Source organism: Dysgonomonas gadei ATCC BAA-286, assembly GCF_000213555.1.
In the GTDB taxonomy this organism is placed as follows: Bacteria; Bacteroidota; Bacteroidia; order Bacteroidales; family Dysgonomonadaceae; genus Dysgonomonas; species Dysgonomonas gadei.
The window spans coordinates 246,531-269,334 of record NZ_GL891987.1 but is presented as its reverse complement, the minus strand read 5'-3'; the positions used below and the strand labels follow the sequence as shown (position 1 = coordinate 269,334).

The 22,804-nt window shown below is 39.8% G+C and carries 20 protein-coding genes; 9 read left to right on the top strand and 11 right to left on the bottom strand.

Annotation, left to right across the window (positions count from 1 at the left end):
• Positions 1–48: 48 nt before the first annotated feature.
• Both HMPREF9455_RS16445 and HMPREF9455_RS16440 read right to left on the bottom strand, forming a co-directional pair.
• A complete protein-coding gene (locus HMPREF9455_RS16445; RefSeq protein ID WP_006800869.1) occupies positions 49–1,002 on the bottom strand; it encodes an NAD(P)H-dependent flavin oxidoreductase in 954 nt (317 codons plus the stop codon).
• A gap of 258 nt (positions 1,003–1,260) precedes the next feature.
• Positions 1,261–2,229, bottom strand: coding sequence for a hypothetical protein (locus HMPREF9455_RS16440; RefSeq protein ID WP_006800868.1), 969 nt, complete (start codon positions 2,227–2,229; stop codon positions 1,261–1,263).
• A 186-nt stretch (positions 2,230–2,415) separates the two neighbouring features.
• On the opposite strand from HMPREF9455_RS16440, the gene HMPREF9455_RS16435 reads away from it, so the two are divergent.
• Positions 2,416–3,003: a hypothetical protein gene (locus HMPREF9455_RS16435; RefSeq protein ID WP_006800867.1), complete on the top strand. Its 588-nt coding sequence runs from the start codon at positions 2,416–2,418 to the stop codon at positions 3,001–3,003.
• A 78-nt stretch (positions 3,004–3,081) separates the two neighbouring features.
• Here HMPREF9455_RS16435 and fsa read toward each other — a convergent pair whose 3' ends face one another.
• Positions 3,082–3,738, bottom strand: coding sequence for a fructose-6-phosphate aldolase (gene fsa, locus HMPREF9455_RS16430; RefSeq protein ID WP_006800866.1), 657 nt, complete (start codon positions 3,736–3,738; stop codon positions 3,082–3,084).
• A 428-nt stretch (positions 3,739–4,166) separates the two neighbouring features.
• Between fsa and HMPREF9455_RS16425 the strand changes: the two genes are divergently transcribed.
• The 3 genes from HMPREF9455_RS16425 (at position 4,167) to HMPREF9455_RS16410 (ending at position 6,973) form a co-directional block, all read left to right on the top strand.
• Positions 4,167–4,958 carry a class I SAM-dependent methyltransferase gene (locus HMPREF9455_RS16425; protein ID WP_006800865.1) on the top strand — a complete coding sequence of 264 codons (792 nt, stop codon included), beginning with the start codon at positions 4,167–4,169 and terminating at the stop codon, positions 4,956–4,958.
• Entirely contained in the window at positions 4,959–5,999 is a 1,041-nt protein-coding gene (locus HMPREF9455_RS21145) for a GNAT family N-acetyltransferase (protein WP_245532199.1), read from the top strand.
• Positions 6,000–6,070: 71 nt separating this feature from the next.
• Positions 6,071–6,973 carry a DMT family transporter gene (locus HMPREF9455_RS16410; protein WP_006800863.1) on the top strand — a complete coding sequence of 301 codons (903 nt, stop codon included), beginning with the start codon at positions 6,071–6,073 and terminating at the stop codon, positions 6,971–6,973.
• Positions 6,974–7,195: 222 nt separating this feature from the next.
• Here the strand turns inward: HMPREF9455_RS16410 and HMPREF9455_RS16405 are convergent, their stop codons facing one another.
• The 3 genes from HMPREF9455_RS16405 to HMPREF9455_RS16395 all read right to left on the bottom strand — a co-directional run bounded on the left by HMPREF9455_RS16405 (position 7,196) and on the right by HMPREF9455_RS16395 (position 10,350).
• Entirely contained in the window at positions 7,196–8,659 is a 1,464-nt protein-coding gene (locus HMPREF9455_RS16405; protein ID WP_006800861.1) for a hypothetical protein, read from the bottom strand.
• A complete protein-coding gene (locus HMPREF9455_RS16400; RefSeq protein ID WP_006800860.1) occupies positions 8,652–9,131 on the bottom strand; it encodes a CYTH domain-containing protein in 480 nt (159 codons plus the stop codon). The genes HMPREF9455_RS16405 and HMPREF9455_RS16400 overlap by 8 nt, the downstream gene beginning before the upstream one ends.
• Positions 9,132–9,270: 139 nt before the next feature.
• Positions 9,271–10,350: a DUF4831 family protein gene (locus HMPREF9455_RS16395; protein ID WP_006800859.1), complete on the bottom strand. Its 1,080-nt coding sequence runs from the start codon at positions 10,348–10,350 to the stop codon at positions 9,271–9,273.
• A gap of 137 nt (positions 10,351–10,487) precedes the next feature.
• On the opposite strand from HMPREF9455_RS16395, the gene HMPREF9455_RS16390 reads away from it, so the two are divergent.
• A complete protein-coding gene (locus tag HMPREF9455_RS16390; RefSeq protein ID WP_006800858.1) occupies positions 10,488–11,396 on the top strand; it encodes a 3-keto-disaccharide hydrolase in 909 nt (302 codons plus the stop codon).
• A 567-nt stretch (positions 11,397–11,963) separates the two neighbouring features.
• Here the strand turns inward: HMPREF9455_RS16390 and HMPREF9455_RS16385 are convergent.
• Positions 11,964–12,551 (bottom strand): bifunctional nuclease family protein, encoded by a 588-nt coding sequence (locus tag HMPREF9455_RS16385; protein WP_044216515.1) that lies wholly within the window; start codon positions 12,549–12,551, stop codon positions 11,964–11,966.
• Positions 12,552–12,790: 239 nt separating this feature from the next.
• On the opposite strand from HMPREF9455_RS16385, the gene HMPREF9455_RS16380 reads away from it, so the two are divergent.
• The 3 genes from HMPREF9455_RS16380 (at position 12,791) to HMPREF9455_RS16370 (ending at position 16,380) form a co-directional block, all read left to right on the top strand.
• The gene (locus HMPREF9455_RS16380) at positions 12,791–14,542 is read left to right on the top strand and encodes an ArnT family glycosyltransferase (protein WP_006800855.1); all 1,752 of its coding nucleotides are present in this window, start codon (positions 12,791–12,793) and stop codon (positions 14,540–14,542) included.
• A 29-nt stretch (positions 14,543–14,571) separates the two neighbouring features.
• Positions 14,572–15,051, top strand: a complete 480-nt coding sequence (locus HMPREF9455_RS16375; RefSeq protein WP_006800854.1) for a GtrA family protein — start codon at positions 14,572–14,574, stop codon at positions 15,049–15,051.
• A gap of 276 nt (positions 15,052–15,327) precedes the next feature.
• On the top strand, positions 15,328–16,380 hold the full coding sequence (locus tag HMPREF9455_RS16370) for an NUDIX hydrolase (protein WP_245532198.1): 1,053 nt from the start codon (positions 15,328–15,330) through the stop codon (positions 16,378–16,380).
• 5 nt (positions 16,381–16,385) lie between these two features.
• On the opposite strand, the gene HMPREF9455_RS16365 is transcribed toward HMPREF9455_RS16370, so the two are convergent.
• The 4 genes from HMPREF9455_RS16365 to HMPREF9455_RS16350 all read right to left on the bottom strand — a co-directional run bounded on the left by HMPREF9455_RS16365 (position 16,386) and on the right by HMPREF9455_RS16350 (position 21,662).
• The gene (locus tag HMPREF9455_RS16365) at positions 16,386–17,276 is read right to left on the bottom strand and encodes a bile acid:sodium symporter family protein (protein WP_044216513.1); all 891 of its coding nucleotides are present in this window, start codon (positions 17,274–17,276) and stop codon (positions 16,386–16,388) included.
• Positions 17,277–17,287: 11 nt separating this feature from the next.
• Entirely contained in the window at positions 17,288–17,773 is a 486-nt protein-coding gene (locus tag HMPREF9455_RS16360) for a GNAT family N-acetyltransferase (protein ID WP_006800851.1), read from the bottom strand.
• Between the two features lie 41 nt (positions 17,774–17,814).
• Positions 17,815–18,546 (bottom strand): lysophospholipid acyltransferase family protein, encoded by a 732-nt coding sequence (locus HMPREF9455_RS16355; protein ID WP_006800850.1) that lies wholly within the window; start codon positions 18,544–18,546, stop codon positions 17,815–17,817.
• Positions 18,547–18,629: 83 nt separating this feature from the next.
• Positions 18,630–21,662 (bottom strand): valine--tRNA ligase, encoded by a 3,033-nt coding sequence (locus tag HMPREF9455_RS16350; RefSeq protein WP_006800849.1) that lies wholly within the window; start codon positions 21,660–21,662, stop codon positions 18,630–18,632.
• A gap of 215 nt (positions 21,663–21,877) precedes the next feature.
• Here HMPREF9455_RS16350 and HMPREF9455_RS16345 point away from each other — a divergent pair, with 215 nt between their 5' ends.
• The gene (locus HMPREF9455_RS16345) at positions 21,878–22,798 is read left to right on the top strand and encodes an endonuclease/exonuclease/phosphatase family protein (RefSeq protein ID WP_006800848.1); all 921 of its coding nucleotides are present in this window, start codon (positions 21,878–21,880) and stop codon (positions 22,796–22,798) included.
• The last annotated feature ends 6 nt before the right edge of the window (positions 22,799–22,804 follow it).

Sequence of the window (22,804 nt, the reverse complement as noted above, 5' to 3'; positions counted from 1 at the left end):
CTTCCTCTGGCAACCTGGACCTTTAACAGATCGGAGCCTATCAGCATTTTATAATTTAAAATCGCCCGTGATTATATCTTCCACTTTGATATTATATTCCGCAACGATATGATTTATCACATCTGCGGCTGTAGGCAGGTTATCTATCAAGGAGCTTACCTGTCCTATTTCCAGTTCACCCTCAACAAGATCACCTTCAAAGATTCCCTTTTTAGAACGGCCGCGTCCGAGCAACTCACGCATCTCTTCTACCGATGCCCCTCTGTCTTCGGCAGACTGTACTGCATTATAGAACTCATTCTTTATCATGCGGGTAGGGCTGAGCTTTTTCAGAGAGAGAACAGTATCTCCTTCTTTCAGGTTAATACAGAGTTCCTTAAATTCCTGAGAAGCCGAACTCTCTTGTGTAAGGGCAAAACGTGTACCCATCTGTATCCCTTCCGCACCTAATGCAAAAGCAGCCAGCATCCCATTACCTGTACCGATTCCTCCGGCCGCAATGAGCGGAATATGTATACTCTTTCTCACCTGGGGTATAAGCACTATAGTGGATGTTTCCTCTCGCCCGTTGTGTCCTCCGGCTTCAAATCCTTCAGCAACAACTGCATCTACACCAGCTTCCTGACATTTCAGCGCAAACTTGGAACTGGATACAACATGAGTTACTATAATGCCGTTATCCTGTAACTTTTTAGTCCAAAGCTTTGGATTACCTGCCGATGTGAATACAATCTTCACTCCTTCAGAAATAATTATATCCATTATCGTGTCTATCTCAGGGTACATCAGCGGCACATTAACCCCAAAAGGCTTATCTGTTGCAGCTTTGCATTTTTGGATATGTTCGCGAAGTGTTTCCGGATGCATCGAGCCGGCCCCGATAAGTCCTAATCCGCCTGCATTACTCACAGCCGAAGCCAGCCTCCAGCCACTGCACCATACCATTCCTCCCGAAATAATGGGATATTTTATTCCAAATAAAGATGTTATTCTGTTTGTCATTGTTTATATTTTGATTTTTACTTATTAATCATAAATTGGAAAAGGTTACAAAGGTAACAGAAATCAATTAATAATTAAAAATGAAGAATTAAGAATGTTTTTTACACAGTTTCTATATAAAGCTGACACTTTTACCCGATTTTCATTCGTCAGTTTTTCTATCATATTCTTCTTTTTTGCTGTTCTCTACTTACCTTCTCTCTCCATAGATAAAGTTTTTCCTGAAGAATTCAATACAAGTTCAACTTTAGAATCGGGTTATGACTTTAACCTCTCCAGCTGCTCTTTAGAAAGGCTGATGTATTTCAGTCCCCTCATCTTAGCATCACTTACCGCAGACCGGACTTCGTATTCAAGAAACTTTCCACGCGAATATTCTTCTATTTCCGAAAGCGGTATTTGTATTTCCCCCTCAATTACAGGTGTTTCTTCCTCCATCTCAGGATCAGTTTCTATTGGTTTTTCTTCCACTATAAGTGGCTCTGATTGTTCTTCTGCTTCCGGAGCGACCTCGTATACATCCGGGATTTCCCTTACAGTCTCTATTGCCAGTCCTTCATATAAAAATGCAATAGCCTCTTCCTTCTCTTCTTTTATTGCTGCAACTATATCTGCGACATTACCAGGAACAGGAGGAATCTCAACCTTTATCACCTCAGTTTTCACGATTTGTTCTTCCTTATAAGGAGGAGGAGTATCAGCAACCGCCTTGTTTTCTTCAATAATCCCGGATAGGACATCCTCAATTTCATCAATCTTATCCCGTTCCAGTTCATATAGATTATCTATTTCATGCATCTTATATTGCAGCTGAGGCATTTTTCGCAAAAGCTTTTCCCGCTCAAAGCATACAAGTGAAATATATGGTTTGCCGGAAAAAGAGGTTTTGAGATCAATTATTATCCTGTAATCTTTACTCTCCCTCACTTTATAATCTATAAGATCACGGTAAGACAACCGATGAATTACATCATCCTCTTCTATGAAAATGAACTCTTTAGCCGCACTATCATAGCTGAATAAATAGAAGCCGACAGCACTGTCTATTATCTCATCCTCGTCGAACCCCTCGCAGGTTTTAAGAATAGAGCGAAGCCTTTGAGAATAGGAATCGGCCCAATTAAATCCGCTCGATGGAGTTTGGCTCTGCTCACGGCTTTGCTTTATAAAATGATTTACGAGCCGGATAATGATAAAGATAAGGATTGCATAACCGAATATTGACATTGGGGTAAATTATTGAGAATTTATAAAATGACGACTCTAACAAACTTACAAAAAAAATAGAGATGATAGACTCTTTACAGAGAAAATCGATTGGATAAAATAATTCATATATGACATTAACAGGCATTTAATGTATGAAAATACAAAAGAATTAAATACCTTAGACTCCGGAAATAAGCGTCAACTATGGAAAATTTCATCGACATTGCAGTAAAAAATCAGGAAAAAGCACATGAAATAATAGAGAAAACCGGAATTATCGGAATCTGGGAATCAGTCGGTGCAGAAGTAAACCTTGTAGGTTCTCTTAAAACGGGATTACTGATGTCCAACAAAGATATCGATTTTCATGTATATTCTTCCCCATTGCTCGTATCCGACAGTTTTCTCGCAATGAGTAAACTGGCAGCAAAACCCGGTATCACCCGGCTGGAGTACATAAACGGTATTGAAACGGAAGAACAATGTATCGAATGGCATGTACAATATCAGGCTGAAGACGGATCGGCATGGAAAATCGATATCATTCATATATTGAAAGGCTCAAAATACGACGGATATTTTGAACGAATGGCTAAAAGAATAAATGAAGTTATGACCCCTGCACAGAGGCAAACTATATTGAAGTTGAAATATGAAACCCGTGGAATGGAGAGAATAATAGGGGTAGAGTATTATCAGGCTGTTATCAGGGATGGAATAAACAATGTAGAGGATTTCATAAAATGGAGAAAAGTAAATCCGGTAGGATACATTGTGGAATGGATTCCTTAACCGGATAAAGTTATAAAAATAAAAGTGCAGGCAATATAACACTACCTGCACTCATTATATATTTTCCCCGATTATCCGTTATCCGTTCACTTTCTTATAGTCGGCAAGGAAAGTAGCCAATCCGCTATCGGTGAGAGGGTGTTTCAGCAGCCCTTTGATGGCGGCCAAGGGGCATGTGGCCACATCCGACCCCACTTCGATACATTGGATAATGTGCTGCGTGCTGCGTATCGAAGCCGCGAGAACCTGAGTATCCATATCGTATGTGGAATACATATCCACTATCTTGCCTACCAGGTCTATACCATCACTGGAAATATCATCGAGACGCCCAACAAACGGCGACACATAAGTCGCTCCGGCTTTTGCGGCCAATAGCGCCTGTCCCACAGAGAAGACCAGTGTACAATTAGTCCGGATACCTTTTTTGCTGAAATACTTTATAGCTTTAATTCCATCTTCTATGCAAGGTACTTTTACCACAATATTTTTGTGAAGAGCAGCAAGCTCCTCCCCCTCTTTTATCATCCCCGCATAATCCGTCGCTATTACCTCGGCGCTGACGTCGCCATCCACGATGTTACAGATTTCCACATAATGCTTACGCTGGTTTTCCACACCTTTTATCCCTTCTTTTGCCATCAGGGAAGGATTTGTTGTTACTCCGTCTAATACTCCGAGATCGTTGGCTTCACGGATCTGGTCCAAATTGGCTGTGTCGATAAAAAACTTCATAATAGGTTATTTTTTAATGGGTTATTATCTGTACCTCTAAGTTCCGAATATATTTTAATAAAAACAACTCTAATGAGCCTATTGTTTTTTAGGCATATGCCATTCTCAGATAAAACCTTTCCTTATACGGATACACCGATTCCGCTAAATTTCAATATGTTTTGTCCGGTCTGATATTAATTATATCTTTGCGTTAACATTAAAACAATTTATGTCTCTTACACGTAAGAATATATTGGTGCTGTAAATAGCCTGTAATCTGTAATACAACTTACTTTTACCGGCTATCCCTTCATTCTTTACCCGAATACTTCATTTTCGGGTGATTTTTCTTTTATATTTTATTAAAAACATTTTGTGACTATCATCTATGAAGGTTTGTTATACCCTCATATCACGATATGCACAAACTAAAAGCATCAATTATCATGGATAAAGAAATAAAAACAACAGAAAAAGAAATAAGACTGGTAGAAGATTTTGATCTGATATTCGACTTTTACAAGTTAGTAAACAGGCAAGGGCCGGGAAGCATAGAGATAACTAAGCTAGCTCTGAATTTTATACCGGGTCTCCCTGTCAGCTCAAAGATCGCAGACATTGGTTGCGGTACAGGAGGACAAACTATCACACTAGCGGAAAATACCTCAGGGCATATCACGGCCATCGACTTATCGGAAAAATTTATAGAAATACTGGATAAGAATGTCAAACAGGCCGGATTTGAAGACAGGTTCACTAACCTTATCGGCTCTATGGAAGATCTTCCTTTTTCAGACAATGAACTCGATCTTATGTGGGCCGAAGGCTCTATCTACCATATAGGTTTCGAAAAAGGACTGCGCGAATGGCATCAGTATCTTAAGCCGGGAGGATATATCGCAGTGTCGGAAGTATCCTGGATTACAAAAGAGCGCCCGCAGGAAATAGAAGAATTCTGGGTGTTGAACTATGACGGGATCGACACCATTCCTAATAAAGTAGCTGCAATGCAGAATGCAGGCTATATACCTATCGCTCATTTTGTATTACCTGTAAATTGCTGGCTCGAAAACTTCTACGATTTAGTAGAAGTGGCAGTAGATCCATTTCTGAAACAGCAAAATAATAGTGAAGAAGCCAAACAGTTTATAGAAAGCCAGCTGACAGAAATCAATTTGTATAAGAAATACAAACATTACTACAGCTATGTATTCTATATCGGACAAAAAATCGGATAAATGATGGTTATAGAAACAGCACGACTGAGAATTGTTCCGCTAACAGCGGAGCAATTCCGTCTGCTCTTGCTCGGAGTGGATAGAATGGAAGCAGAAATGGGACTGATACCGTCCGGAGAGAGCCTCGATAAACATGTCCAACAGGCAATGGAGTACCAGTACCAAAAAGCATTATCAGACACAGATAACTTCATCTGGCTTACCAACAGGCAAATCATATTAAAATCGGAGAATAAAGCCATCGCCAGTGCCAATTTTAAAAATTCACCGCAGGAAAATACATGTGTTGAAATAGGATATGGTACAAATACCCGTTACCGCAATAAAGGTTACATGACCGAAGCCGTACAGGCAATGTGCGAATGGGCATTAAGTCAGCCGGGAGTAAAATCCGTAACAGCAGAGACCGAAAAAGGTAATATCGTATCACAAAGGGTATTGCAGAAATGCGGCTTTGTAAATTATCAAAAAAAAGAGAATAGCCTATGGTGGAAACTCGATTCAGTAAAAAACAGCAATATGAATAATCTGAACATAAGAAAAATTAGAGAGGAAGAACAAGCCGAAGTATACAATCTTATTAAGGCAGCCTTTGAAACAGCAAAAGTAAAGGACGGAGATGAACAGGACTTCGCCCAAGAATTACGACATGGTGACAATTATATTCCGGAGATGGATTTGGTTGCGGAAGTGAATAATAAAATAGCCGGACAAATCATGTTCACAAAAACATATGTAACAAGAACTGACAACAGCAAAACAGAAGCCCTTCTCATTGCACCCATTTCTGTTCTTCCCGAATACAGAAATTTAGGTATCGGCTCTGCATTAATTCGAGAAGGTTTCAGGATTGCGCGCGAGATGGGCTATAAGGCCGTTTTCCTTTGTGGTGATCCTGCATACTATCACCGGTTTGGATTTAAACCTACATCCGCATATGGGATCAGGCATATACTGGAATTCACTGAAGAGAATGTGATGGTATACGAACTGGTTGACGCTACACTTGAAGGTATGGACGGGACTGTAGATTTTTGTTAAAATTTATTGGATTATTATACTATAAAAACGGGCCATATCCATTATTTTTGTAGTCATATTCCAAACACATTATGATTACACGCAAAAAATATTGGTATCATATTATCGCCATCTTCACGGTGATAGTATGGGGGACGACATTTGTATCCACAAAAATACTGATCGGATATGGCCTTTCTCCTGTCGAGATATTCCTTTACCGCTTTGTGCTGGCTTATATAGGAATATGGTTTTTCTGTCCACGCACTCTTTTTGCAAACAGTAAGAAAGATGAACTGTTGTGCGTTGCTGCCGGACTGACAGGAGGCGCATTATATTTTGTATTTGAAAATACAGCTTTGGGTATAACACTGGCTTCCAACGTTTCACTGATAGTATGTACTTCACCTATTTTCACCGCCTTGCTGACATTCCTTTTCTACAAAAAAGAGCCATTAAGACCCCGTCTTATTACCGGATCGCTGGTCGCGCTTGTAGGTATGGCTTTGGTTGTTTTCAATGGTAGTTTTATTTTACGGATCAATCCTCTTGGCGACATGCTGACAGTATTGGCTGCCTTGTCCTGGGCTTTCTACGGCATTATACTCAAACAGCTGAACGGAAAATACTCCACCTTGTTTATTACCCGGAAAGTTTTCTTTTACGGAATTATAACCATGCTGCCTTTCTCCCTGATGGATTCGGCTACATTCACTCCCTCTTTGCTCATCAATCCCGTAATAGCATCAAATCTCATCTTTCTCGGGTTAATAGCGTCGCTGCTGTGTTTTATCGCATGGAACAGCGCCGTGAAAGAATTGGGAGTGGTGCAAACATCCAATTATATCTATTTCGTTCCACTTGTCACATTACTCACATCGGCAATTGTTATCGATGAACATATAACGATTGTCGCACTGTTTGGCTCCGTATTTATCCTGTTGGGTGTCTATGTGGCAGAGAATGGCTTCAAGTTGAAATTCAAACCCGGATAAAGAGACTGTCTTTATCTTAAATATTCTTGTTTTCAATACATCTGTATTCCGATTTTTGTTAGTACCTTTACTATATCCTAATAGATATTGATATAAAATTAACGATATGACAAAAAAAGTATTAGCCGTAACTTTAGTAGCTGCCATAGCCAGTGTTACAGTATATGCTTATATCCAGAACCAAAAAAAGAAAAGACGCAGAAATCTTCCTGTAACCTTTATCTAATTGAGTTCGCTCACATCTGCAATCCCATTGCGGTTGAACAACACACGGTATTTTCTGTAGTATTCGTCTTTATCGGATATACATTGCACAATAAAGTACAATGAATAGACTTTATTGCCTTCTATCTCCACAATACCTTTCTCCTCATCGGACATATATAGCGGAATAGAAGGATTATCCATCTTCTGTGTAAAATTCAGCAGGTTGAAACGGGTAATGTCATTAATGCCCGATAAGCGGTATTCCTTATACTTTTCTATATCTTCCCTCGACAGGCTTACCCATTTACGATAGAGTACAATTTTCTCGTCATAAAACTGATTTTCAGCTTCCACAAGGGGTGAACGGGCCCTTAAATTACGGACTTCTTCGGGCAGCTTGCTTTCTTCGATATAGTCAAACGCTTCTTTTATCCATCCTATTTCCTGCTTGCGGATACTCAGTTTCAATTTGGTATCGAAATACTTTTTGCCCAGTTTGGACGAAAAATAGTAGCGCATCATATCTTTTATCCGGTCTTTGAACATATAACTGAAGACCAGTATAATAAACAGGTCGGTGGTAAAATTTCCAAACCGCAATGTGGCAAAAAAAGACACGACAGTAGCAAACACCATAGCTATGCCCGCCGCTATACTATAATAAAACTGCTCGGCCAGCAATCCGTCCTTTTTCCGCACTATTTGTAGGAACAGATCGCTTTCCACAAGCTTCTTCAAAATATTTCGCTGAGAAATGACCAGGCTGTTATGCTTTTCGTCACCCTTATCCAACAGCCTGAACCCACGCTTTTTACGATGAGCGATTTCGTCTTCCACCAATCGGTGTAATTCAGGTTTCAAACGTGCATATACAGGCCGCCCTTCCAGAAATCTCATGATCTGAAACGTGTATTGCTCGGTGATATTCCCAAGGAAGTCGTCTCCATAGAGGAAGAATTCCCTCTGTTGTTGGGTAATATCAGGTTTAGTCAACTCATCCCACATTTCACGGTATTGCAATGCTATATCCCTGATATCACGTATATAATTTTCGACATGTAAAGCTACTTTTTCATCTGTCGTCGTATTCTTTATTATCTGTACATGGCGACGCAAGGCACTTTTGAGAATACAAACAAACATTTTCACCTGATAGACGAAGCTCTCCGACTTTACCTCATCGGCAGGATTCACCGCCAAATCGTCCAGCGCTTTCTGTAAACGGGGTAAAGGTCCCCGCCCCGCTTTAAGTATTTCGGCCAGTGAGTATATCGGGGTAATGAGACGGATATTATTCTTTACATCTCTGTAGAAATCATTTTTCTTATAGGTAGAACGATTTATATCGAGGCTGTTGGGTAAAAACAGCCAGGTGTTGATCTTGAAATCATTCACATCCTTCGTGTTTTTACTGGTAATAAAACCAATCTTAAACTCTAATGAAAAGTTATCATGTACTTTTACTTCGGTATCAATCATTATTTTTCCATTCGCTGTAAGGATATTTTACTAAAGATGAATTATAGTAACGGCTGTCTCCTGTCACTTCCGCTCCCAACCAGTCGGGCCTGTCAAACCCTTCTTCTTTATCGGCCAGTTCTATCTCGGCCATTATAAGTCCTTCGTTTTCGCCATGAAATTCGTCCACCTCAAATTTACGGATTCCATTCTTGATATAATAGCGCACTTTATCAATAATGCCCGGTTCGCATAGCTTTATCAACTCACGGGCTTCCTCTCCGGGTATTTCTTTCTCCCACTCGTAACGGGACATGCCCGACTCATCCCCTGCACCTTTAATCGTAATATACGCTTTATCTCCTTTTATACGGATACGGACGGTACGTTCAGGCACAGAAGACAAGTAGCCCTGCACGATCTCCTCGTGTGCATAAGCATATTGCTTAAAGTCGCCTCTGACTAAAAACTTCCGTTCTATTTCTAAAGCCATAATCTAATCAGCAAATTTGAAGATAAATAAATTAAATGTTTTCAGCAGATTATCCTGACCACACTGCGAAAAACAATATGCCAATGGATAGAGTATTTATACTTTACCTCATTGGCATATTGGTTATATACTCACTGTATTATTGAATGATCTGCTTTATAGCTCCCATATCAGGATAGAAGATAACCTTTATAGGTAATTTATTGTTATCAAACATCTTTGGTACGAGTACATCCTGTACACCGTATTGTACAATGTCGCAATCTTTCTCTACATAGTTTCGCCCGTTATATGATATCTGCAGGCTAGCTTTCCCCAGAATATTATAAATTATTCCTGCCGAGAATTTCTTTTCCATATCTTTCTCTTCCTTAGGGGTAAGTACCTGTACTTGTCTTGGCTCTTTATTTTTTAGAGTAAGGGCTACAGGAGAACCTGAAAGATCATCAGCACCTACAACACCCAACTTAGAGGAGAAACGGAAGATAATACGGTTGTCTATATTCTTTTCATCAGGGATTACAACAAACTCCTTTGTTCCCGCTTCCACTGTTTCTGTGCCTGCAAACATGGCTGTGAGTGCTTTCTCCTGTTCTTCCAATTGAGTCATTACCAGTTTATATGCGTTACCATCAGGCGGCATATTATCGGCATCTCCGGTAAGTATATTGTTACGGCTTTCGCGCAACCGGTAAATCTGTTTGGCTATCAGTTCGGCCTGCTTCGCAGTAGAACCGGCTCTCAATATCTCTTCCGACATGAAACTGCGCGGATTTGGAAGGCTTGCCGAGGTTACAGAAGCGTCTCCTTTAGTTTCTTCTTTTGGAAATGTATAATCATCGTTGATAGCACATATCAGGCCATCTTTTGTAAGCGTTACAAACGGAGCAGTAGTATTCGACCTGAACTCCACAAGGTATGATTTATCTTTATCAACTACACCTTTTGCAGTTGCATCTATTTTATCCAATGTATAAGATACCGCATCTTCTGTTATAGGATTAGAAATACTCAGATAGCGCTCGGCATACTGAAAAAACTCTCCGGCTTTACGTGTTTTTTTTGTATAATCTACAGTGATTACCAGCGATGTTTTGGGCAGCGAATAGGCAACGCCGTAATCATTTGCTTTCACAGCACTCATCTTCACTGTGTTCTGGGCTGTCCCGTAGTTGGCCCCGATAAGGAGGAACAATAATAAACTTATATAATATCTCATAAGTCTTTCATTTAAAAATATTAATCTCACAAAGCTAATTATTTTTTGCGAAATACTTAGAAGCTGTTTGAATTTTGATCAGTGAAGTATTTCTTATTAATGTGTATATTTGGCTTTCTTTAATTCATTTAAAAGCTATGAATAATCTTACATCTTCTAAAATCCTAATTTTAGGGCTTACAGCACTTCTGTTTTGGGCCTGTGGCAATAAGCCTTCGAATAATGAAGACGGCTGGGAAACGCTTCTTGACAAAAACATGTCTGAATGGGAATCATATCTGAGCTATGAAATGAAAAATAGCTATAATGGTAGCATACCCAAAAATGCCAATGGTGATACAATTCAACCGATTGGCTATAATACAAGCTATAAAGATGTCTTTACTGTTGTATCTGACGAAAACAATGATCCTGTTCTGAGGATCAGCGGAGAAGTTTACGGCTGCGTTTTCACAAAAGAGAGCTACCGGAATTATCATCTCAGACTGAAAATGAGATGGGGAGAAATGAAATGGGAACCCCGCCTGAATAAAGCCTACGATTCGGGTATACTTTATCATTCGCAAGGTGAACCTGGTATAGATTACTGGAGGAGCTGGATGCTAAGCCACGAATTCCAGCTGATAGAAAGCAGTCCGGAAGGCAATAATGGCGATTACTGGTGCATCGGCAAAACTCAAATGGATGTACATGTGCGAAACGATTCGGGAAAGATGGTTTTCGATCCCCAAGCACCGCTAACCACAATGGGAGCTGGTATTCCTGATGGTTATTATTGTGCTGTAAACAAACCTAATGGCAAGCCAAGGGGGGAATGGAACGACATTGATCTGATCTGCTTCGAGGGCAAAAGCCTTCATATTGTGAATGGGGAGGTTGTAATGGCCTTGTCTAATTTAAGATATACAGACGAAAACAATATAACTCATCCTTTGGACGAAGGCAAAATACAGTTACAAAGCGAAGCTGGTGAAGTATTTTTCAAAGATATCAAAATACGGAAAATCACTGAGATACCTTCCCAATACTGCAAGTATTTCAAATGAGCTGTTTACTTCTGATATCTTGCGCTGATTGACCCGGAGATCAATAAAAAAGGGGCATCAATAATTTGATGCCCTTTTCATAGTGTTTAAACATGGTGGTCTGAAGATTGACTTACCGTTTTGCACGACCGGAAATATTAGTACATATAGCTTTGGCAATCCCGGCCTCATCGATTCCCAAGCATTTAACTATAAAAAACATTGTATAATTTACCAGGATACAGTCTGTTCCAAAAGCTGACATTACGCAGCTCTCGTATTATTCATAATTTATTATCCTTGCTGATTGAATGTTTGTCTCCAATAATCTTTTCTTTTAGCAGTTCCAAGTATGTACAGAGGCTTGGTCAGAAGCCATCCTGTTCCAGAATTAGATAAATGCTATTCTATATGATAGTTCATTTGTGAAGAAGCAATACTTATTAAAGTAAAAAGAAATGTACCCAATCTGATTGTCTCTTAATAAGAAGACTGGACAAATGCGGATTCGTTGCGTAAAGTACTGTTTATAAAACTTAAAAGATGTTCTCGCAGTGTAGTTTTTCGATATAGTAAATAGAAGTGATATTATTTCTTGCCTTTTCGTTTCAATTCATCTCTAAGCAAAGATGCCAATTCGTAATCCTCTCCGTCAATTGCATCTTTCAGCAGAGTTTCCAGTTCATCCTGATTAAGGAGAGAATAATCCAGAGCCAGATGGTCCCTTTCATCTTCCGGACTAGTTGCATCCTGAATAGAGTTCTCATCAAATACGATCGCTTGCTCCTGCATAATGGCTTCCGTTGTAAATATAGGAGATTTCGTCCTCAATGCAATTCCCACTGCATCGGATGTTCTGGATTCTATCTGAATGTTTTTATCTCCCTGACTTAATATCATGCGGGAGAAGAAAACTCCATTCTCATATTTATAAATTTCCACTTCGCGCAGAATGATACCAAATTGATGTAACAGCGAACGAAACAAATCATGGGTAAGAGGTCTCGGAGGATAAGAGCCTTGCAATTTGAAAGCTATAGACTGAGCCTCGGGAGTGCCCACTACAATCATCAGCCGGCGTACACCATCTTCTTCAGCCAGAACCAGACCGTATGCCCCTGATTGTGTCTGGTTGAAAGAGAAACCTAAAACTGATAATTTTATTCTGTCATCCATGTTGTCGATATAATATGAGGTCAAAAATACTGATTTATTTTGTATCGCTGCGAGAATCATTCTTGTTTTAAAACATTTTAAACTATTACCCCGATCAGGACATAGCCTATCCCGGTTAGGAAACACCATTTTCTGCTATTTCGGAATGTGCCCGGACATCTGCCTATATTTAATTGTGAATTATGATTACCAATAGAATAAAAACTTATCTTTGCAAAGAAAAAACGAACAATAGGTATATGAAGAAATCCCACTTTCTGCAAACGCTATACTTGCAAAAACCTCTTCTACTTATTCTCCTCATAGCTACATTGTCTACTTTGCCGTGGATTGGACTCGGGGAATTCTATACTAAGGGAGAGCCTCGCGAGGCAGCATTGGCTATATCTATGATCGAAAAGGGAGAATGGATTATTCCTTCCAGCTATGCCGATGAGTTCGCATACAAACCTCCGTTAAACCATTGGTTGATTTCCGGTTTTTCCCTTGCTATAAACAAAGGAGAAGTGACTCCATTCACCTCCCGTCTACCCTCAGCTCTGGCATTCATTGCCATGATAGGCATTTGCTTCATGTTTTTTGCCCGCCGCCGTCCGGTTCTTGAAGCCTTTGTATCCTGCCTCATAATAATCACCTGTTTCGAAATACATCGGGCGGGCATGACTACACGAATAGATATGCTGCTCACATTCCTGATGGTTGCCGCACTCATTCAATTATATACGTGGCATGAAAAACGGCGACTCGGGTTGCTTATATCAGCGTGGGCCTTCCTTAGCCTGGCGACTTTAGCTAAAGGGCCTGTAGGAGTTCTCCTGCCTTGTCTTATTTTTGGAATATACCTCCTCTTCCAGCGCGAAAATTTCTTTAAAGCAATACTAAAATGCCTAGTCATATTAGTTTCGGCTCTCATCGTTCCGCTTATTTGGTATTATGCAGCATATCAGATTCAGGGAGATGCTTTTCTAAATAAGGTTTTTGCCGAGAATTTCGGACGATTTCTGAGTATAGACTCTTCAATGCTCAACATAGACTATGAACTGGGAGTGAAAAATCCATGGTATTACTATTCTATTTCTCTTATTGCCGGATTTCTTCCCTGGACCATATTACTGGCTATATCTTTATTCTTCATCAAATACAAAAAACCATCGGGTACAATAAAATCTTTCATCTCTAAGATTATATCCATGGATAAGGTACTTCTGTTCAGCCTGCTTGTAGCAGTTGTAGCCATTATATTTTTTACGGTTCCCTCTTCGAAGCGGAGCACATATATTATGCTCACTTATCCGTTTATTGCTATTTTTATCGCCCGCTTCTTTATTTATCTTACAGATGTTAAACCTTTGGCTGTACGCATATCAACCTCGATATTGTTAACTGTAAGCATACTGGCATTGTTGCTTGTTATACTGGCATATACAGGTATAATAACCGAAGATATGGCACAATCCCTGTCGAAACGGGAAAGAACCTTGCGGGATATTCATGTATTCTTTAATCTGTTCCTACATCCGGGATGGCTTGGACTATTGGGCATAATGGTACTGCTTGCGGCCATAGTGAACAGCTTCTATCTGTTGAGAAAAAAGATGAATCTGAAAATATTAATGGCCGGATTCGGATTGATGCTGGCAATTAATTTATTTATGGACTCTTATTTATTGCCCGGTTATAAAAACGCATATTCGACCCGTCCGTTTGCCGAGCACCTAGCAAGGAAGTATGAGCTCAAAGACAATGTATATGTGACCAACTATCTGAAGAGCTATAGGAACCTGTATTCTCTCAATTTCTCGATGCACAACAGTTTTAAGAATATAGAGAAAGAAAAGCCTGACTATGGCTACTTTATCGCCTTAGAACTGGATATAGACAGAATAAAAGAGCAATATAAAGAGTATCAATTTACTCTGCTCGAATCGAGCGATAAGATGAACGAAAACAAAAACGAAATACTCTTCTTCAAGATAAAAAAGAAGAATTAGCATATTTTAGACAAACTTAAAAAGCACACATGAAAGAGCAGTTAACCGGACTGGCTAAGCGAAAAGCCATCAGACAACTAATCAAATATGGTCTGGTCGGTATTGTAGGATTAGTTATAGATATGGGAATATTTTACCTGTTGGTAAATAAATTCTCAGTACATTACCCGTTTTCGGCAACGATAAGTTCATTGCTGAAGGGAAACATGTCTATAGGCATGCTGGATATACTTATATCCAATATAATAAGCCAGACTTTGGCCGTCGTAAACAACTTCATTCTGAATAGTTATTTTACATTTAAAGTTACCGATCAGAAACTGAAACGATTTATGTCATTTGCCTCTATTGCCATAGTAGGTATGATCATAAGCTCTATGTTACTGACATTATTCATAGGTATAATGAAAATAGATGATATGCTGGCCAAAGTATTCGCCATTTTCATTGTTGCTGCTATACAATTTGCCATAAATAAGTTCTTCACATTCAAAGAACATAAAAAATAATTTAGTATCATATTCTTTGGTAACAATTCAAGGTTTTTATCAAACAAAATTTCACATAATTTGTTTAAATACTAAAGAGAATAATAAATTGTGACCAGACTACGCCTAATGAACCAGCTTTATTAAGAATAAAGCACTATTACTTTAAAAACAAACTCACATAACCATTCTCTGATAATAGAATTAATAAAAATGCTAAGTAAAGGTTTAAGAAAGCACGCTTCAAATCCTGTAATAGGACTTTTCCCCTTCATCCTGTTCATAATATTACATACTATGAACGTAAAGGAGCAATTCGCATTATGCGCAGGCTTCGCTCTGGCTGTTTTCGGAGAATTATTCTTCCGGATGTACTATAAAAGCCGGGCTTTTAGTGCGACGTTCTACATTTCAGCTATTTCCATTATGATCAGCCTTATTGTATGGCTTATTATTCATCCGTATGTAGAAAAGCCAAATACATACATCGTTATTTGTGAAGTCATCATAATCTGTCTTTTCATGCTCCTCAGGGCTAGTAAGACATATATGGCCGCCCACTTTTTCCGTCAGAAAAACCTGATACAAAAAGCCCTGTTAAATGAGTTTTACGATTCGGCTACATTTATACAGTACGGACTCACTCTCCATATATTCGGCATAATGCTGTATCGCCAGTTCACCGTAAGTAGCCAGAATGTTCATATCTCCGAAATTATAATCTTCTCTATCGTACCAATTCTTATCATCCTATTGATAGGGGTCTATCAGGTTCTCAAAATCAGCAATCTGGTAGCCAAACTAAGGAAAGAAGAATGGATCCCGATCGTAACAGAGAAAGGTGAAGTTACAGGTAAGATTGCAAAGAACGTATCCATAAACATGAAAAACAAATTTTTACATCCTGTGGTTAGAGTAGCATTGATTTCAAACTCTAAAGTGTATTTACAGGAAAGGTCTCTGAATGATATATTGAATCCGGGAAAACTTGACTATCCTTTCGAAAAATACATGCTCTTCAACCACGAGATCAATCTGGCTGCACGCAACAGTATCCGTAAGATGGTAGGTGATGAAATAGATTTTTCCATTAAGTTCCTGCTGAAATACGTCTTCGAGAATGAAGACACAAGACGCCTGATATTTTTATTCACAGCAAATATTGACGACGAGGACTTAATAAAGAGGAATGGAAAAATGAATGGAAAATTCTGGACAATAAAACAACTCGAGGATGGCTTTGCTGATGAAATATTCAGTGAATGTTTCGAACTGGAATTTGAATATCTGAAAAATATGGTACTGGTTCCATCAGATATTTTCGTACAACCCAAGGCTAGTGTAAATTAAATCCGCTATAAGTTCTTCCGGTTTTTCCATACCTGAAAAGAATTTACAACATTTTGCCAGAGCACATATGCTCCAGGCCCAATCGACGAAATAGGATTCAGATATGTTTGTGCCATCCAAATAGCCAGGATGGTATTTTTTTGTCCAAGCCCCTGCCCTCCGGCAACAGTATCATCATAAATACGTCCTAACCGGCGGCCAACCAAAAATTGAGAAACGCAAACCACCAAAGCCGCTAATGCGACACCTACCTCCATAATGTAATTCGGACTCTCCTGATCTGAAATAAACTGAACAGTTTTTCCCGTAATAATTACCAATGCGACAGACCAGATATAGAAAGACAGGCTTTTGGCCTTCTGTATCTCGTAATGCACTCTCGGCAGAAACTTTTGTAAGAGAAGAGCACCAAAAAACGGCAGGAACAATAATATAAATACTTTCTGAAAGACAACCCATAACGAATCGGTGAAAGACGTAGCATCTACTTCTCCGGTAAAAGCAAATATGACAGGAGCGACAACAACTATTGTCATATTACTAAGCAGGCTGTAGGCCGTCAGGCTGGCTACATTGCCGCCCAACATACCTGTAATGACAGGTGCCGATGTAGCTGTAGGTGCAAGAACGCAAATCATAGCTCCCTGCGCAATTATGGGATGTACGGGTAATAGGAGTAAATAAACGGCAATACTTCCGGCAATCTGTATCAGTATCAGCCAAAGATGAAGGCGTGTAAACAGAATATCCCTGAAAGAAATACTGCAATAAGTGATCAGCAGCATCACTACAATAAGATACGGCGTAAGAAAAGAAAGCGCCCCCATATACCGATGCAGTATAATCCCTGTAATCATGGCTATAGGCATCATATACGATTTTATCTTATTAAGCATAATCGTGGAAACTAAAGGTTTTTGAGCATATAAATGGTACATGCATAATGTCCGGAGTCGCCAAGAGGATGATCCAACTGTTTAAAGCCAAAAGACTCATACATGGACACGGCTTTAGAAAATTCGGGAAACGATTCCAAGTATAGTTGTTTATATCCTAATGCCAGAGCACGATCAATAGACTTTTCGAATAAGCGAAATCCGAGTTTCTTTCCTCTTGCTGAAGGTGATAAGTAGAGTTTTACTAATTCGGCACATCCTTCGGGCAATCCTTTTGTCGGATATATACCGCATCCCCCTATAAGTAACCCATTTTCTTCTGCAACCCAGTATTCGGCTCTTGCTTCGGAAAAATATTGGAAGAGAGCGTCTGTTTCAGGATCACTATATACCGTACCTACCTTTTCAGAGCCAAACTCTTCAAATACAGCCCTGATTAAAGCGGCAAGTTCCTTATTATCTTTTTCCTCTATGGGACGGATTAGTATTTCATCCATTATTACAAGTCTTGATATAATCAGTCTTTAATAGCCATAGTTCACCTGCTCTCTTTAGGCAGCGCAGATTCTACTACGGCATATACTTTGTCTATCAGTTCGGGCAGGTCGTCCGATTTAAGATTAGCAGTTTCTATCGGGTCGTGGAAAGTAAGGGTTATCTTTACAGGATTCATTATCCACGAATGAATAGGCAATACCTTATACGCTCCATCGATGGTAAGCGGAACTATCGGCAGTTTAAGACTCAGCGCCGTCTGGAATGCTCCTTTTTTGAATTCAGCCATCTTCCCGTCCGGAGATCGGTGACCTTCAGGAAAAACAACGGTAGACATGCCATCTTTGAGCGTCTCTTTTGTTTTTCGCATTGTATCCACTATTCCCTTTCGGGTAGTGGAGTCTACAAATACGTGCCCGGCTTTGTCGGATGCGAAACCCACTAAAGGCATCTTTTTCAGGCTTTGCTTCATCAGCCATTTGAAATTGTGTCCCAGATACCCGTATATTAGGAAAATATCAAAAGCGCTCTGGTGATTAGCCACAAAAACGTACGACTGATTTTTATCGAGATTCTTATTCCTGTTGATTTTGATTCTTAATAATGCGGCCATGCATACAAACCTGCCCCAGATCACTCCGGGATAATATCCCCAGAATTTATTGTTGCCAATGACAGAGCCTATTATAATAGTCAGTGTACACCAAATGGTGGACAGAATCAGTAATGGAACAAATATTAACCACTGGTAAGGAAAGTATAAAATACGAGCCATATTATTTATCTTTTGGAGGGTTAAATAGAAAGGAACTGCTACCGGTGCAGCTCCTTTCTTTTATTTTCATACGATCGGGGAAATTACTTGCTCAGATTAGCAATACTTTCCTTTATCGTTTTTATTTTACTTTCCGCATCTGCCTGTTTCTTGCGCTCATTTTCTACAATTTCAGGCTTGGCATTAGCTACAAACTTTTCGTTGCCGAGTTTATTGGCTACCGATTTGAGAAAACCTTGGAGATAAACAAGTTCTTCGTTGAGTTTCTTCAATTCGGCTTCTATATCGATGTTGTTACCCAGAGGTACGGAAAATTCAGTTGTACCGACTAAGAAAGATACCGCCGTAACATTTTTTTCACTGACAGTCTTTATTGAAGTAAGATTTCCCATCTTGGAAATAACACTATCGAAAGCAGTATTGTATCCGCCGATAACCTCAAGCGATAATTCTTCTTTATTCGGTATATTCTTTTGCAGGCGGATGGTACGCACTCCGGCAATAGTTTCTTTTACCTTTTCGAAGGCTTCGAGCAGTTCGTTATCAGATGAAGATTCTTTTGGCATATCGGAAACCATAATACTTTCTCCTTCTTTCCTTTCGGTTAATGCCTGCCATAATTCTTCTGTTATGAACGGCATAAACGGATGAAGTAGACGAAGCAACGAATCGAAAAAGCCAAGTGTAGCTTCGTACGTCTTAGCATCTATCGGTTGCTGGTAAGCAGGCTTCACCATTTCCAGATACCATGATGAGAATTCATCCCAGAATAGTTTGTAGACTGCCATCAGAGCTTCTGACAAACGATACTTACCGAAAGAATCGTCGAGTTCCGCGGTTGTTTTAGCCAATATATTCTTAAACCAGTCTATCGCTATTTTAGCTGATTCAGGTTGTTCTATATTCTTGTCCACTTCCCATCCTTTTACCAGACGGAAAGCATTCCATATCTTATTATTGAAGTTACGCCCCTGTTCGCAAAGAGCCTCATCGAACGGAATATCATTCCCTGCGGGAGCAGTGAGCAGCAATCCCATACGCACACCGTCAGCACCGTATTTCGAAATGAGATCGAGCGGATCAGGAGAGTTCCCTAATTGTTTCGACATCTTACGCCCCTCTTTATCGCGTACAATCCCTGTGAAATAAACATTCTCGAAACAAGCCTTGTTACGATATTCATATCCGGACATAATCATGCGGGCTACCCAGAAGAATATGATATCCGGGCCTGTTACCAGGTCATTCGTCGGATAATAATATTTTATATCTTCATTGTCCGGTTGGTTTATTCCATCGAATACCGATATCGGCCACAGCCATGAAGAGAACCATGTATCGAGGCAATCTTCATCCTGACGCAGGTCTTCCATTTGCAAACTTGGATTTATCTTCTGAGCCTCAGCCAATGCTTTTTCAGGAGTCTCTCCTACAACAAAACCTCCCTCAGGTAAATAATAAGCCGGAATCTGATGTCCCCACCATAATTGACGGCTTATATTCCAGTCCTTAATATTTTCCATCCAATGGCGGTATGTATTTTTAAACTTGGCCGGATAGAATTTGATTGTATCGTTTTCAACTGCATCGAGTGCAGGCTTTGCCAGATTTTCCATTTTCAGGAACCATTGCATCGACAATTTCGGTTCGATAGGTACATGCGTACGCTCCGAGTATCCGACACTATTGGTATATGCCTCCGCTTTTTCGAGCAGACCCAACTCCTGCAAATCCTTCTCTATCTTTTTGCGCACATCGAAACGATCCATGCCTTCATATTGAAGCCCGTATGAATTCAATGTACCATCATCGTTGAAAATATCGAGTCCTTCAAGATTGTATTTCTCACCGAGTATATAGTCGTTCACATCATGTGCAGGAGTAACTTTCAGAAATCCAGTTCCGAACTCCATATCCACATATTCATCCTCTATAACAGGTACAACACGATTGGCGATAGGTACAATAACTTTCTTCCCCTTCGCAAAAGCTGTTTTAGGGTCATTCGGATTGATACATACAGCGATATCTCCAAAGATAGTTTCGGGACGGGTGGTAGCAATTACCACAAAATCGGCCCCCTCAACTCCCCCAAAGGGGGAGCTACTAAGAGAGGCTTGTATTTTTGATAAGACAGATTCAGTATTTGCTATCACTTCTTCGTTTGTAAAGCGGAGGACACTGTATCCCAAATCGTTTAGAATCTCATCTTTTAATTTATCAGCTGCCGCAATTTCCGGCTCATTATGGTATTTCCCATCAACTTCGATAATAATTTTCTTATCCAGACAAACAAAATCAACTATAAAATTCTCTATAACATGTTGTCTTCTGAATTTGTCTCCTAATTGCTTTTTCTTTAACATCTCCCACAAAGCGCTTTCAGCCTCAGTCGAAAACTTCCGCATATCCTTCGCATGCTCCTTTAGCAAATTATAATTATCCCATTTTGCAGTCTGGTATTTTGGTGCGTCAGCCACACCCCCCTCGGGGGGCAGGGGGGCTAGTTTATACCTTATATAATACAGCTTTCCATGCTCTTCCTTATGGATAACTTCTTCATCCGAAATTGCGGTTTTGGCGGCAGGGTCCCAGTTTACCATACGGATGCCGCGGTAAATAAGTCCTTTATTATATAAATCTACGAATACTTTTATTACACTTTCCGACCGTTTTTCATCCATAGTAAAACATGTACGATCCCAGTCGCACGATGCTCCCAACTTTTTCAGCTGTTCCAGGATGATTCCTCCGTGCTTATGAGTCCAGTCCCATGCATGTTTCAGAAATTCGTCACGTGTAAGATCATATTTACTTACACCTTCAGACGCAAGTTTTGCCACCACTTTTGCTTCGGTTGCAATGGAAGCATGGTCGGTTCCCGGCACCCAGCAGGCGTTCTTTCCCATCATGCGGGCTCGGCGTACAAGTATATCCTGAATAGTATTGTTCAGCATGTGCCCCATATGCAGCACACCTGTGACGTTAGGTGGAGGGATAACAATCGTATAAGGTTCACGACTATCGGGTTCCGAATGAAAGAACCTGTTTTCCAACCAGTATTTATACCACTTGTCTTCTACTTCTGCAGGATTGTATTTACTTGCAATTTCCATAATTAATCATTTAGTAACAGATAGAGTTAATGATACATTTTTGAATCATAATTTACTATTGTTGCTTCATTTACCAAAATAATAAACAGGTCTGTGACCTTAAAACTTTTAGAGGGAACAAAAATACGAAATAGTTTTCAATCATTTCTTATTTTGCAGTATTCAAGTAAAGATGTATCTTGTATCCTCAAAAAAACATGTAGTCCCAATATAATATGAAAAACATATCCGGATTGATTTTATTATCGTTTATCCTGCTTACCACAACAGCATCCTGTCGCAATAAGCAAAATTCCGAACCTGTATCTCTGAACGTAATGAGCTTTAATATATGGATGGGTGGCGGTAAATCCATCGAAGCCACAGCCGAAGTGCTCGTAAACAGCGGTGCCGATATCGTAGGCATACAGGAAGCCACGCGTAAAGACCAGAACACGGCAAAGCAGATAGCAGACAGTCTGAACTGGCATTCTTATGTATATGGAAGAAGTACAGCCATCATTAGTAAATACCCTATTGTAGACACATCGGAGAATAAGCAAGGAGTAAAAATAAAGATAGATGACAGCCATTTTGTGTGGATGTTCAATGTGCATCTGATACATTGCCCATACGAACCATACCAGCTGAACGGAATCGAATATTGTGGAGCTCCGTTTCTTTCCACAGAAGCTGAAGCGATTGAATCTGCGAAAAACTCCCGCGAAAAAGAGGTTAAATCCAATATAGCAGATATCCTGACCGTTCAGAAAGAAGGGTATCCGGTATTCTTAACGGGAGACTTTAACGAGCCATCCTGTCTGGACTGGACAGACAAGGCTGCAGAAGCAAAGCTGTGCAAGACAGCTGTCGCATGGCCATCGACGAAAGCCTTTATAGATTCCGGACTAAAAGATTCTTATCGGGAGAAATATCCGGATGAAGCCAAAAATCCCGGACATACATGGACAACCCTGCCTGAGACAAAGGCATATACAGAAGTGCCGGACCGTATCGATTTTGTATTTTTCTCAGGGGAGAATATCAAACTGGAGAATTCTCAGATTGTAGGGGAAGAAAGTCCTTTTAGTAATATAAAGTTCAATAATTATCCATCCGATCACAGGGCTGTACTCAGCACTTTTACTATTAAATAACAGGAT